Origin of the sequence: Treponema succinifaciens DSM 2489 (assembly GCF_000195275.1) — a bacterium.
Classification (GTDB): domain Bacteria; phylum Spirochaetota; class Spirochaetia; order Treponematales; family Treponemataceae; genus Treponema_D; species Treponema_D succinifaciens.
In genome coordinates this window covers 548536-562315 of the sequence record NC_015385.1, presented here as the reverse complement: position 1 = coordinate 562315, position 13780 = coordinate 548536, and the positions used below count along the sequence as shown (strand labels likewise).

Here is a 13780-nt window from a genome sequence, read left to right as displayed (position 1 = left end):
AATTTATTTAAAAAGAAGTTTTATCTATTTTAACACAATTTTTTCAAGCTGACGATAATTTTTAAATGAAATATCAGCCTCTGGAAGTTTTATTCCAAACATCCGGCGAAAACCAGTTAAAATATATGCGCTTTTCATTTTTGCATTGTTTGCACCAAGAACATCGTATTTTTTGCTGTTTCCCACATAAAGAATTTTTTCCGGCGGAACATCAAGTTTTCTGCTCAAAATTCCAAAAGAATAAACAGAAGGTTTTAAAGCTCCCGATTCTTCTGAGCCAATGCAAACATCGCAAAGTTCTTTTATTCCCCAAATATCACCTTTTTGTGACGGCGGAAAATCAGAAAGAATTCCGATTTTTAATCCGGCAGATTTCATGTTTTTTATACATTCGTAAGCATGACTGTACGGTTTTATCTTTTTGAAAAATTTTTTTATTCCTTCATAGCAAACATCATTTATGATTTTTTTTGATTCAGCAACAGGAAATTTTGTTTCCTCCGCAAAAAGCCTTGCCTGAAATTCATAAAAATCAGACAGCGGCGCAGTCCTATGAAGAATCTTGCGGATTTTATTATAATGAAGATAAAACTTTAAATGCTTGAGCACATACAGCGGCATAAGAAGATAAAGTCTCCAAGACGGATAAAGAGTTCCGTCAATATCAAATGCGACTGCTTCTATTTCTTCGAACATACATTTCAATTATATAAAAATAATTATCGAATCTCAAGCGTATAATCAAAAGAAGCCGTTCCGTCCAGTCCGGAAGATTCCTCGGAAAATCTCCAAAGTTGAATTTGTTCTTTTATTTCAGCCTGAATCTGCAGAGGCAAAAGCGATGACGGTAGTATGGAAATTCCTGTTACAGGAACAGTTCCGTCCGCACGAACTTTAAAACGGACAATTACTTTTTTTGTTTCATCAACAAGTTTTGCGTTTTCTTCTGAAATAAATATAACAGGATTTTTTGGATACAAAAGCTCTCTTGATTTTCCGTCTGACATTTTTATAGAAAGCTTTCCGCCTGAATTTTGAGAAGCAACAGATGTCTTGCTTTTTATATTTCCAGAAACAGATGAAGAAAAAGTATTTTTAATATTAGCCAAAGAACTTTTTGTCTCTTCTGAAACATCTGCATTTCCACTTCTAGCCGATTCGGAAGAAGATGAAACTCCAGAAGTTTTTTCAGCTGAACTTTTTGCAGCAGTTCCTTCAACTGAACTTTTTACAGAAGATTTATTTTGCGCTTCGGAAATATTTTTGCTTTGCACAGTTTGCGAATCGTCAAAAAAACTTTCATTCCATTCAGCAGTTTTTTTTGCATAAGAATTGTTTTCCGCCATAAGCTGCTCAACGCTTTTTTTAATTTTTGGCTCTTCAAAAGTTTTTTGTTTTTCAGAAGAAACAGGCAATCCATTTTTTACAATTTTATTTTTTTGAGAACTTGATTTTTCTTCAGGAATTTTCTTTGGCTCAACAGGTTTTATTTTTTCAACATCTTTAGAACTTTGATTTTTTGAAGGAACATCTTTTTTCTGTAAAGTAGTTTCCTGCAAAGATTTTTTTTCAACAGGAAAAGAGGCAAGATTTATCGTCAAGACTTGAAATTTTTCCTGAGGTTTAAATTTTACAGCAAGAGAAAAAATCAAAAAAGCCAAAAAGAAAAATGCAGTAAACGCAAAAGCAATCGCATTTCCGCGCCGTTCAAGACTTGTCATTTTTTTCCGCTCGTCCTCAAACTGACAAAAGCAAAGCCGCTCATTCTGATTATATCAAACAGCTCAACAATTTTTCCGTTTTTTACATTTTTATCCGCCGAAATTAAAACAGGAAAATTTTTGCGCTCAATTTCTTTTGTGTCAAAATTTGAAAGCAAAGCTGCCAATTCTTTTTCAGAAACTTTTTCATCGTTAAACCAAAGAGCTCCATTTTCTTCTACTGAAATTGTTATACCGCTTGATTCCGCTCCGGACGAAGTAGAACTTTTTGGCAAATTAACATTTATCGCAGGAAGCAAATTGAATGTTGTGGAAACTAAAAAAAACAAAATGAGCTGAAAAATAACATCAAGCATAGGAGACAAATCAACCACCGGGTTTGTTTTTTTTCGCGCGGAAACTTTCATTTTAAGCCTCGCCTTTTTTTGTAAGACGGAACAAAACAGAAGTAACAGTCTGCTCCATTCTCGTAATGCTGTGATTGACTTGAGAATTAAAATAGCTGCTAAAAATAATCGCAGGAATTGCAACAACAAGTCCGGCAACAGTAGTAACTAAAGCCTCAGCAATCGCACCGGCAAGCAAAGCGGGATCTCCCATTGTGCCACCATTTCCAAGCACACCAAAAGCCTTGATATTTCCAGTAACAGTGCCCAGCAATCCAAGCAAAGTTGAAACATTTGAAATTGTGTTCAATGCAGAGAGATTATTTTCAAATTCAGGAACAGCGAGATCAAGTTTCGACTGAATAAATTCCTTCAAATCACGCTCTGAAAAATTTCTATGTTCAACAGCACTTTTTACAACCTTTGCACAAGGAGTATCTGCAAGAACACAAACCGACTCCGCAGTCTTAAAATCATTTTTCAAAATACAACTTTCAATATCACTGTTGAATTTTTCATCACGCTTCTTTATTGAAAAAAAATAATGAAACCGCTCAACAATAATAAACACAGCAACCAATCCGCAAGCAATAATCGGAACCATAACAATTCCGCCGCTCTTTAAAATCTCAAACATTTTTAGCTCCTATAAAAAATCAAAATAAAAGTTTCAAATTAAAAATAAAATTTTGCAAACAAAGATGCGCAGCCAGCACGAACAAGATAATCAGTTTTCATAAAATCTCTATCTTTGCCGGCAAACAATTTTATGGCATCGGAAAGTTCAAAAGAAAGTTTTATAGACTCTTTTACATTGTAATAAACTTCACCGCCAAGCAAAGGACATTTATCGGAATCTGAACCAATATCTTCCTGCAAGGAAACTGAAAAGCCCCAAGATTTTTCTTTTGAATCAAATGAAATGGAAGTTGAAATATAATTTTTAAATTCATCAGCCGGAACATGAATCCAATGCGATTTCCATCCTGCAGTCAAAGTAAAAACATTCCACAAATAAGAAAATCCTGAATCAGTAGAAAAAAGAGTTCTATCTGACGAAGCTATCTCAAAAATTCCAGAATCTATTTTCGAATCATAAACGGCTTCCCAAGTTCCGTTTTCAAAAGCAGTTTTTCTAAATTCTGCAGAAGAATAAATTGAAGCAAATTTTGAAACAGGAACAGAAATTTTCGCATTTGCGAACCAATCAGAAACTTCAGAAGGTAAAGAAACAAGCTGCGAAAATTTGTATTTATTTTCAAGTTCTGAAAGTGAATTCAAATACGTGTCAAGACCTCCGTGAACTTCAAAAGAAAAACTATTTTTCAAAGGAGAATCTTTTCCTGCAAAAGAAATTCCTGCATCAAAGAACGGAACAGAATTTCTTGTTCCCATTTCAGTTCCGCTAGCAATTCCTCCCGATGCTGAAATTTCAAGAAAATCATTCTTCCATCCAGCAGACGCAGAAGCTTCCGCTCTAAAAATATTTTCAATTTCAACAGAATCAAAATTTCCAGCTAGAGTTCCATAATCAAGTTTGCCATTCAAACCAAAAAAGAAGTTTTTTCCGCTCCATGAAAAATTTAAATTTTGATTCAAATATACAACATCAATATTTTTTTCTTGTTTCAAAAAATCATTTTTACCGTCAGCGATTCCAGCATATCGGTTGTACCAAGAGCCGCCAGTTTTAGATTCAAATCCAAATCCATGTGAAAATTTTTTTCTTACAGAAAAATTTCCAAAAGCTTCTTGAGAATTCAAATCATAAAAAAACGGACTTACGGACTGAAGACCGGTTTCATTTTTTTTGTATTCGCCACCAATTACAAAATCCGTACTTTTTGCAGTAATAGTTTTTTCAGCGAAAAGCCTTGTACTGCTGTTAAAAAATCCATCACCAGCCTTGTGCTTTCCATATCCATTTTTGCTAAGATGTGAAAATTCAATTTTAAACGGATTTTCTCCAATGGATTTATAAACAGAAAAATCTCCGATAAAATCTCCCGGGAATCCGCCTCCAACAAGTCCTTGCGCAAAAATTGTCTTTGCCTCTCCAAAAGAAAAATCAGCAACCGGCTCTTCATCAAAACTGACATTTTCTTCTGCAAAAACAGGAAGAACAGAATCAACTTTCTTATCATCTGGAACAATTTTAGAAAAATCGGGCAACGCATCTTTTCCGGCTGCAACAACTTCGCCAGAAACAGTCGTTGTTATATCTGGCAAAGTTACATTTTCAGTTTGAGAAAATAAAGGCGCAGAAAAAAAAGCAACACAAAATAAATAAAATATATTCTTAACATTTTTCATTTTAACTTTCACTTGCTCCTAATTATTTTTTATAAACTTCTGGGCAGCGGATTTGTAACTGCTTTTCGGATAAAGTTCCAGCAAAGTTTTTGCGGAATTTTCAGAATCAGCATAAAGTTTTGCGGCATCAAAAGATTCTGCCGCTCCATAAATTGCTTTTTGCGCAAGCTCATCATTTTCAGACTTTCTAGCAAACTCGGCACATACCAAAAATCTTTGCGCGGCTTCTTTATTTTTATTCAGAAACCTCAAATATCTTGCGCAGACAAATGCAGTTCTTGCAGCATAAGAACTTTCAGCAGCCTGATTTTTTTCAGATGATTGAATTTTAAAAAGAGATTCCGCAAGTTCAAAAACTTCTTTTTTCGGCTGTTCATTTTGGATTAAAAATTCTGCAAGTTCAGTTCCTGCCATTCTACCTTCAAAAGTTGCAGTTTTAGAATTTTCAACGTAACGCTTTTCAAGCAATGCAAGGTCTGAATTTTCTCCAGAAATCAAATTCTTCAAGAAACTGATTTTTTGTTCCGCAGTCTTTCTTTGCTCTTCAGAATCAGCAATTAAAAGAATAAATTTCTGCTGTTCAAGCGCATCTTCGTATTTTTTCTGCTCTTCAAAAATTTCTGAAAGATTTTTTCTAGCATTATAAATGAAAGTGCTTTTTGGAAAATTTTCCACAAGAATTTTATATTGCAAAACTGATTTTTCAATTTGCGCCAGTTTTCTATACGAATCAGCGGAACAATAATACGAGGCATCAATAAATTTTCCTTTAGGAAATTTTCTTTGATATTCGGAAAAACGCATTGCTGCAGTTTCATAATTCCTTAAATTGTAATACAAATCCGCGCGTCTAAAAGAACTTTCATCCGCAAAAGGAGAATTATAAAATTTATTTTGAATCTCAGAAAAAATTTTGTCAGCTTCAGAAATTTTTCCAATACGTGAATTCAAAAGCGCAATCTGATAACGGCAACGAATAGAAAACACAGAAGTATTCTTTGCATAAGGCTCAAGAAATTTTATAGCGTCCTGATATTTTTCTGAATCAGAATAAATAGAAGCGCAAAGCAAAACTGAATTTTCTTTTTCTTCCTGCGATGAAAAAAAACTCAAGGCTTTCTTTGCCTGAACAATTGCATTTTCAAAATCAAAATTTTTTAACGCAGAATTTGCAGATACAATACAAGATGAATAGCACAAAGAACTTTCTGGATATTTTTCAGAAAAATTTTTAAGAGCATTAAAAGCTTCTGCAGATTCTCCCATTTTATACAAGGAATATCCGTAATAGAATTCCGCAAATGAAATTTTAGAAGACTTTGAATTTTCTGCAATAAACTTAAAAAATCCAGTTGAAGAATTTTTCCAGTCTTGCATATTAAATGAAGCCAAAGCGGAAATGTAAACTGCATCAGAAACAGAAGAAGAATCCGCAACTTTTTTACATTCGCTCATATTTCCAAGTGAAAAAAGTATTTTTGCGTAATCATATTTTTGTTCATTGTTCAGCTGCGATTTCTCAAAAAAGTTTTTATAAATTTTTTCAGCAGATTCAAGATTCCCATTTTCAGCGAGACATCTTGCATATAAAATTTTCTGTGCAAAAAAATACTTGCTTTCTGCATCAGAATTTTCTTTTGATTTTTCTATAAGAGAAATTGCCTGTTTTGATTTTCCTGTTGAATAAAGTCCCAGGCAATAATAATATAACGATTTTTGCTTAATCTGCTTTTTTTCTGGAGAAGTTTTTTCATAAGCATTTTTTGCATGAACAAGAGAATTTTTAAAATCACTCAAAACCGCATACTGTTGTGCATAAGCAAGCTCATATTCCGCATAATATTTTTTGTCAATTCTTTTTGCTGAATAATAATCAAGAATTGCAATTTTATTTTCAGAAGCAAGTTCGGCTTTATAAAGCCCTATCAGCGACGAATATTTTTTTTCTGAATCAGAGTCCTCCGCATTTGAAAAATATTTTTGCGCGGAATCAAAATCATTTTTTTCAAAAGAGTCAATTCCAAGCCGAATCCAAAATTCTGACAAAAGTGAATTTTCACATGACAATGCAGATTTCGCTTTTTCAAGCAGCAACGGAAAGTCTTCTGTAGAAACATAACACGCTTTTTGCAATGCCTGGGCAGACAAAGGAAGTTCCGCATTTAAAGCGATTTTTTCATAACAAGCAAAAGCATCTTTTTTTTGTCCAAGTTTTTCAAAAGCATTTCCTGCGGCAAAAGAAACATTCCAGTAGCAAGAAATATTTTGCGGCGAAAGTTCTTCATATTTTTTTACAAGCTTTGAATATTCATTTTCGTTTGTGTAGCAGTCAAAAAGAATTTGCAATGAGCTGCAAAAAATATCATTTTCGTATTCGTTGCTAGAAACTATTGATTCAAAAATCGGAATGCATTTTTCATATTGATGCAAAGAGTAATTGCAAAGTCCTGCATAATAAATTGAATTTCTATAAACGAAATTTATTTCTTTGTTTTTTTTATTGAAGCCAGAAGAAATTGAAGAAGAATTATAAAAAGAATTCAATGCCGCATTAAAATCTTCCAACGAAAATTCTGAACGGCCTTTCCAGTAATTGGAAAAAATTTTCGTTTCATTTTTTTCAGATGAAGACAATTCATTCAAAGTTTGAATCGAGTCTTCAAAACGTCCAAGATAAAAAAAGCTTTCACCTTTGCAAAGCAAGGCTTTTTCCAAAAATGGAGAAGAAGAAAAATCTTTTTGCAGACGAGAAGAGTATTCAATGACAGCAGGATAATCCGCGCCGGAATAAGCCGAATGTATTTTCTTGAACAATGCGGAGTCTTTTGAAATAGAAAAGCAAGCTCCGCCAGCCACAACGAAAAAACATAAGAATAAATTTTTTAGAACTTTATTTTTTTTCATAAGGGAAAAAAGCCTCTAACGACTTTACTCGCTCCAGATGGATGTATGCGTCTTTATATTTTTTCACAAATTTTTCCAATGAAATTTCTTTTCCTTGCTCAAAAACAAAGCAGCCGAATTTTCCATTGTTGTCAAAATAAGGAAAGAAAACCGCGCAATTATTAAATACAAGCTCATCAGGCTTTAAGCAAGAACCTTGGCGAATTGCGGCAAGGTAAAACCAAGATGGCTCTGTTACCGCAAGAACGTAAAGCACAGATTTTATTTTTTCAATTGAATATCCTGTATTTTTTATGTAGCCAGAAGAAGTTGAAATTTTTCCGCCTGAAACTTCAGATGCAAAATAATTTTTATTCACGTCAAGCCCGGCAGATTTAAAATCAACATTTCTTCTTGAGCGGACTGAATATGCCTTTGCCGCAAGATTTCTGCACCAGTCCAAAGTAAAATACAAATTCCATTCCTGCGACATTACTCCGATTTTTCCAACAGAATCAAATTCAACAGTCGGCTCTGTCAAATCAGAAATCGAAGTTCCAAGCCCAGTTGCAGGCTCAACAATTCCATCGACAATCCATTTTAAAAATCCTGCACCCGACAAATAAAGTTTTTTTTCATCAAGCGAAATTTCAAATCCACTTTCATCTTTTAAAATGTAATCTTTGCCGGTAATAACAGATTTCAGTTTTCCTTTGGAATCGTAGCAAGCATCTTCAGTAAAAACAATTGAATCCAAATTCGATTTTATAATTCCCGCCATCATAAGTGAATCACGGTAGAGTCCAGTTTCAACAGAAACTTTTTCCCATGGAAGAGTCTTTTGAGTCCAGTTTTTTACATCCTGAAATCCAGCTGTATAAATACGCTCAAACGGAACTCCAAGCGGAACAGATTTTGCGGCGAAAGAGCCAAACACGCTCATGTCAACCAAAGTTTTCTGAGCCTGCGGACGGAATACAAGAAAAACATCCGGATCAGGATTAAAATGCCATTCAACACGCAAAGGCTTTCCGCTGTTTTTTTCCCTAAAAAGAACCCAGCCTCCTGCCGCCCCTTTTGGATAAACTGCCGCACGGACAATTCTGTGGCTGTCTCCGTTTATCAAATCAACATCAAGTTCCGAACGTGGAGCAACAATCACTGAAACTTCAGTTTCGTTTTCTTCCATTCGGATTTGAAAAGTTTCGCCGATTCTGTTTTTTCTTAAGTCTTCTTTATAATTTCTAACTTCGGAAACTGGTGCGGAAATCCATGAGTCAACTATAGTCCGCCGAATTTCCGCAGAATCTGGAATTGCAAAAGAGTTGTATTCAGCAAACGCAATTCCAAAAAATAAAAAGACAAAAGAGAAAGCTAAAATTTTTATTTTCAAAATAAGCTCCAGTCAATTTTATAAACAATGCAAAAGCCTTTAGATTACAGGCACATCTTTCATTTCAACAGGCTCTGGATCTATGAAAGCGCCTTCCGCCATTTGAATTTCCGGCTTAACAACTTTTTTATCCGGCTGATGAATCATTCCGTCCGCCTCTTCGTCCGGATGCTTGCCAACAGGTGCGTTGCTCAGAAGAAGCTTCAGACGGTTCAGTTGGTTAACTTCACTTGAGCCCGGATCATAGTCAATCGCAGAAACATTCGACTCAGGATAACGACGGCGCAATTCCTTTATCATTCCTTTTCCTGTAACGTGGTTCGGAAGACAAGCAAAAGGCTGAACACACGCAATGCTAGGGCAGCCAGAATGAATCAGCTCGACCATTTCCGCAGTAAGGAACCAACCTTCGCCAGTTATGTTTCCAAGCTGAACAATATCGTCAACGCCTTTCATCATGTCGTAAATCAAATTCGGCGGATCAAAACGGTGGCTTTTTTTAAGCTGTTTTTTTATGTATCCGCGGAAAAGCTCAACAGCCCAAACCATAAGACGCGCATTTTTTTCAGTTTTCTTGTCGAACGCAAGCTGTCTGTGCCGGAAAATTCCAGTGCTGAAAGTATAAAACAAAAAGTCTGCCAAATCCGGCATAACGCATTCCGCGCCTTCACTTTCAATTACATTTACAATGTCGTTATTCGCAGTCGGATGGAACTTAACAAGAATTTCACCAACAACACCGACACGCGGCTTTTTTACAGGAAGCAGAGGCAGATTGTCAAAGTCCTTTATAATTCCGCGGATAAGCTTTCTATATTTAAACACGGAAAGCGATTTCAATGCGATTTCACATCTTGCATTCCATTTTTCATAAAGAGCATTTGCGCTTCCAGAAACAGCTTCGTAAGGGCGGGTTCTATACAAAACGCGCATAAGCAAATCGCCAAGCATAATGGAACGGACAAGCCTAATAAGCATTCCCGGAGTATAAGTCCAGCCCGGATTTTTTTCAAATCCCTGAGTGCTCATAGAAATAACCGGAATCTTGCTGAACCCTGCGTCATTCAAGGCACGGCGGATAAATCCAATGTAGTTTGTAGCTCGGCATCCGCCTCCAGTCTGCGTAATAATCAGGCTCGTATTGTTCAAATCGAATTTTCCGCTTTGAAGAGCAGCAATCATCTGACCTGCAACAAGAATCGAAGGATAGCAAGCGTCGTTGTTTACATATTTAAGTCCAGTTTCAACAGCCATCGGATCTACAGCGTCAAGGACAACAAAATTGTAGCCGGAATACTCCATCGCTTTCTGAAGAAGCTTAAAGTGAATCGGGCTCATCTGCGGTCCGATAATTGTGTGCTTCTTTTTCATTTCCTTGGTGAAAACCTGACGTTTATACGAAGCTGGTTTTATAGAAAGCTTTGTTCTGTTCCTTTCGCGGGCTTTTACAGCGGCAATCAAAGAGCGGATTCTAATTCTTACCGCGCCAAGATTCGAGCCTTCATCAATTTTTATGAGCGTGTACATTCTGCTTTTTGACTTCATAATTTCATCAACTTGATCAGAAGTAACGGCATCAAGTCCGCAGCCAAAAGATGTAAGCTGAACAAGCTCCAAGTTTGCCATTCCGCTTACAAAAGCTCCTGCACGGTAAAGCCTGTTATGATAAGTCCACTGGTCAATAATTCTTAACGGACGCTCAATAGAACCAAGGTGCGCAACCGAATCTTCCGTGAACACAGCCATTCCCAAGCCGTTTATCATTTCTGGAATTCCGTGGTTGATTTCCGGGTCAAGATGATAAGGACGTCCTGCAAGAACAATTCCATTTGCACCACGGCGGATTGTCTCTTCTAGGGCTTCTTCGCCTTTTTCCTGAACATCTTTCCTGAATTTTTCCTGCTCAGCCCAAGCTGCATCCACAGCTTCATTTATTTTCTGACGGGTAAGCTTTTTAAACTTAAGGGAAAGCTCTTCAAAAAGACGCTCCTTTAAACGCTGCTTGTCATAAACCGGCAGGAACGGATTCATAAACAAAACAGAATCGTCCTGACGAAGCTGCTCAACGTTATTGCGCAAAACTTCAGGATAGCTTGTAACAATCGGGCAGTTGTAATGATTTCCAGCTCCCGGATCCTCTTTTGTTTCGTAAGGAACGCACGGATAGAAAATAAATTTTATCCCCTGCTGAAGAAGACTTTCCACATGACCGTGGGAAATTTTTCCAGGATAGCAAACGCTTTCCGAGGGAATTGTCTCAAGGCCTTTTTCATAAATTGCACGGCTAGAACGAGGAGAAAGGCGCACACGGAATCCAAGCTTTGTAAAGAAAGTAAACCACAGCGGATAATTCTCATACATATTCAAAACGCGCGGAATTCCAACGTCCCCCATAACAGCTTCATCCGGCTTAAGCGGAATATAATGTCCAAAAAGCCTCTTGTATTTCCATTCAAAAAGGTTCGGAAGATTTTTTTCAGTTTCATCTTCGGAAGGCTTGTTGCTTGCATCTACAACTGAAGTTTTTTCTTCAAGTTCTGCTCCGCGCTCACATCTGTTTCCTGTAACAAATTTTCTTACAGCGCGTTTTTCTCCGACTTCAGTTCCAGAAGTAGAGAATGTATTTATTGTAAGAAGACAATTGTTAGAGCATTTTCCGCAGCGGCGAAGCTCAAGGTCAACTTTAAATGACTCAAGCTGATTCAAAGTCGCAATGCCGCTTTTTACAAATTTAGGAGTCTGGTCAGGATCATCCGGCTTTGGACGGCGTAAATCTTCCCACTGATCCATCGCAATAAGCGCAGAACCGTAAGCTCCCATAAGCCCCGCAACATCAGGACGATAAACGTTTACACCGGCAATTTTTTCAAACGCACGAAGAACCGCATCATTAAAGAAAGTTCCGCCTTGAACAACAACTTTTTTGCCAATATCGCTTGCCTTGCGAAGTTTTATTACTTTAAAGAGCGCGTTCTTTATTACCGAATAAGAAAGTCCCGCTGAAATGTCCGCAACTTCCGCGCCTTCCTTTTGAGCCTGCTTTACACGGCTGTTCATAAAAACCGTGCAGCGAGTTCCAAGGTCAACTGGCTTTTTTGCCATAAGCGCAATCTTTGAAAATTCCTGAACGCTCATTCCCATTGTGCGCGCAAAATTGTCAAGGAACGAACCGCAACCCGCAGAGCAGGCTTCATTAAGCTGAATGGAAACAATCGCGCCGTCTTTCATTCTAAGGCACTTCATATCCTGTCCGCCTATGTCCAAAAGGAATTCAACGCCAGGAACAAAAAAATCCGCCGCCCGGTAATGAGTTATAGTTTCAACTTCGCCAGCATCAACTCCAAGGGCAGCCTGAAATAAAGCTTCGCCGTAACCTGTAGAAACAGAACGCGCAATATAGCATTTTTCAGGAAGAATTTTATAAAGGCTTTTTAGAACTTTTACAGCCAAGTCAACAGGATTTCCTGCATTCACATCGTAGAAACGCCACAAAATGCGTCCCTTTGTATCAATCAGAACAGCCTTTGTTGTTGTAGAGCCGGCATCAAGTCCAAGGAAAACAGGACCTTCAGTTGACTCCAAGTCTCCAGTGCTGGCTTTTTCCTGTGAATGGCGCTTATTGAATTCGTCAAGTTCTTCATGAGTTGTAAACAACGGCTCAAGTCGCTGAACTTCCTGCATTTCTGCGCCAACAAGATTTTTAAGGCTTTCCCTGAACTGTTTTATAGTAGGAAATGTTCCATTTTTGCTAGAAGGAGTTACGCATTTTATTTCCCGTTCAGCTGAATAAGCCGCACCCGAAGCAACAAAAAGCTGGCTGTTTTCTGGAACAATTGTCTGCTCCGCCCCAAGCTTCAATGTAATTACAAAGCGTTCCCTAAGCTGATCCAAAAAGTGAAGCGGTCCGCCCAAAAATGCGACATTCCCGCGGATCGGCTTTCCGCAAGCAAGCCCAGAAATTGTCTGGCTTACAACTGCCTGAAAAATAGAAGCCGCAATATCTTCACGGCGCGCACCTTCATTAATCAAAGGCTGAACATCAGTCTTTGCAAAAACTCCGCAACGGGCGGCAATTGGATAAATTGTGGTTGCTCCGCGGGCAAGCTCATTAAGTCCGGAAGCATCAGTTTCCAAAAGAGCCGCCATCTGATCAATAAAAGCTCCAGTTCCTCCAGCGCAAGTTCCGTTCATGCGTTGTTCAACTCCGCCTTTAAAATAAGTGATTTTCGCATCTTCGCCGCCAAGCTCAATCACAACATCCGTCTGCGGAATAATTTTTCTTACAGCGGTAGTAGCGGCAACAACTTCCTGAATAAACGGAATATTCAGCCACTGAGAAACAGAAAGTCCGCCAGAACCAGTAACCTTAACGCTGACAGTCTGATTTTCCTTCGCCGGAAGAACTTCTTCAAGCGAATCAAAGGCTTTATTTACAACAGTAATAATTGTATTTCTAATATCAGCCCGGTGCCGCTCATAAGCTCCGTACAAAAGCTCATCATTTTCTCCAAGCGCAACAACTTTTACCGTGGTTGAACCAACATCGATTCCCATCCTGATTGGACGGACTGCAGGGGTCAATGAAGAAATCTCACCTAAGCTATTATTTTCCATATAAAAATTACCTTTTTTATTTAAAAATAAGAATTCATATTATAATATATAGGAATACAATCAAAAATTCAACGTGAAAAATACAGAGGAACAGGGCAAACGCATTATAAATAATTTAAGTAAAGTTTGCGCGAAGGAACGGTTTCTGGGGCAAAAACACTCTGATTGTTGCGACCGCGTGAGCGGGCAATTCTATAGTTACTTTGCAACAATCAGAGGATGTCCAATAAGTTCTGAATGTCATTGCTGAACAATTTCTAAATGATTGTAATATATGCATTTAGAATTTCGGGTCAAGTCTATAAAAGCCTATAAATGACAAAAAAGATACTTATTGGACATCCCCATTATTGCCCGATTTTGAACCAGGAAACCGTGCCTGAAAGCCAGTTTTATGCTGAATACATTTATAATGCGTTTGCCCTGTACAGAGGAAGAATTCAACCAGACATGGCAATGCTAAAATAAAA

9 protein-coding genes are annotated in these 13780 nt (G+C 37.5%); 1 reads left to right on the top strand and 8 read right to left on the bottom strand.

The window, feature by feature from the left end; translation table 11 throughout:
* Nucleotides 1-24: 24 nt before the first annotated feature.
* The 8 genes from TRESU_RS02595 to TRESU_RS02560 are packed head-to-tail and all read right to left on the bottom strand — an operon-like array spanning nucleotide 25 to nucleotide 13310.
* On the bottom strand, nucleotides 25-696 hold the full coding sequence (locus TRESU_RS02595; RefSeq protein ID WP_013700762.1) for an HAD family hydrolase: 672 nt from the start codon (nucleotides 694-696) through the stop codon (nucleotides 25-27).
* A 23-nt stretch (nucleotides 697-719) separates the two neighbouring features.
* On the bottom strand, nucleotides 720-1721 hold the full coding sequence (locus TRESU_RS02590) for a hypothetical protein (RefSeq protein WP_013700761.1): 1002 nt from the start codon (nucleotides 1719-1721) through the stop codon (nucleotides 720-722).
* Nucleotides 1718-2128, bottom strand: coding sequence for an ExbD/TolR family protein (locus tag TRESU_RS02585; protein ID WP_013700760.1), 411 nt, complete (start codon nucleotides 2126-2128; stop codon nucleotides 1718-1720). Before TRESU_RS02585 ends, TRESU_RS02590 begins: the two co-directional genes overlap by 4 nt.
* Before the next feature lies 1 nt (nucleotide 2129).
* Nucleotides 2130-2744: a MotA/TolQ/ExbB proton channel family protein gene (locus TRESU_RS02580; RefSeq protein ID WP_013700759.1), complete on the bottom strand. Its 615-nt coding sequence runs from the start codon at nucleotides 2742-2744 to the stop codon at nucleotides 2130-2132.
* 38 nt (nucleotides 2745-2782) lie between these two features.
* Nucleotides 2783-4420, bottom strand: coding sequence for a hypothetical protein (locus TRESU_RS02575; protein ID WP_013700758.1), 1638 nt, complete (start codon nucleotides 4418-4420; stop codon nucleotides 2783-2785).
* Between the two features lie 18 nt (nucleotides 4421-4438).
* Nucleotides 4439-7324, bottom strand: a complete 2886-nt coding sequence (locus TRESU_RS02570; RefSeq protein ID WP_013700757.1) for a tetratricopeptide repeat protein — start codon at nucleotides 7322-7324, stop codon at nucleotides 4439-4441.
* Complete coding sequence (locus TRESU_RS02565; RefSeq protein ID WP_013700756.1) at nucleotides 7311-8696, bottom strand: hypothetical protein; 1386 nt, start codon at nucleotides 8694-8696, stop codon at nucleotides 7311-7313. Before TRESU_RS02565 ends, TRESU_RS02570 begins: the two co-directional genes overlap by 14 nt.
* 39 nt (nucleotides 8697-8735) lie before the next feature.
* Complete coding sequence (locus TRESU_RS02560; protein WP_013700755.1) at nucleotides 8736-13310, bottom strand: 2-hydroxyacyl-CoA dehydratase; 4575 nt, start codon at nucleotides 13308-13310, stop codon at nucleotides 8736-8738.
* Between the two features lie 315 nt (nucleotides 13311-13625).
* Between TRESU_RS02560 and TRESU_RS15060 the strand changes: the two genes are divergently transcribed.
* A complete protein-coding gene (locus TRESU_RS15060; RefSeq protein WP_169309727.1) occupies nucleotides 13626-13778 on the top strand; it encodes a hypothetical protein in 153 nt (50 codons plus the stop codon).
* The last annotated feature ends 2 nt before the right edge of the window (nucleotides 13779-13780 follow it).

Bases quoted from the DNA above. Each gene is read 5' to 3' on its own strand.
- TRESU_RS02560 (WP_013700755.1), bottom strand. From the start codon at position 13,310: ATGGAAAATAATAGCTTAGGTGAGATTTCTTCATTGACCCCTGCAGTC.
- TRESU_RS02585 (WP_013700760.1), bottom strand. From the start codon at position 2,128: ATGAAAGTTTCCGCGCGAAAAAAAACAAACCCGGTGGTTGATTTGTCT.
- TRESU_RS02580 (WP_013700759.1), bottom strand. From the start codon at position 2,744: ATGTTTGAGATTTTAAAGAGCGGCGGAATTGTTATGGTTCCGATTATT.
- TRESU_RS15060 (WP_169309727.1), top strand. From the start codon at position 13,626: ATGACAAAAAAGATACTTATTGGACATCCCCATTATTGCCCGATTTTG.
- TRESU_RS02570 (WP_013700757.1), bottom strand. From the start codon at position 7,324: ATGAAAAAAAATAAAGTTCTAAAAAATTTATTCTTATGTTTTTTCGTT.
- TRESU_RS02595 (WP_013700762.1), bottom strand. From the start codon at position 696: ATGTTCGAAGAAATAGAAGCAGTCGCATTTGATATTGACGGAACTCTT.
- TRESU_RS02590 (WP_013700761.1), bottom strand. From the start codon at position 1,721: ATGACAAGTCTTGAACGGCGCGGAAATGCGATTGCTTTTGCGTTTACT.
- TRESU_RS02575 (WP_013700758.1), bottom strand. From the start codon at position 4,420: ATGAAAAATGTTAAGAATATATTTTATTTATTTTGTGTTGCTTTTTTT.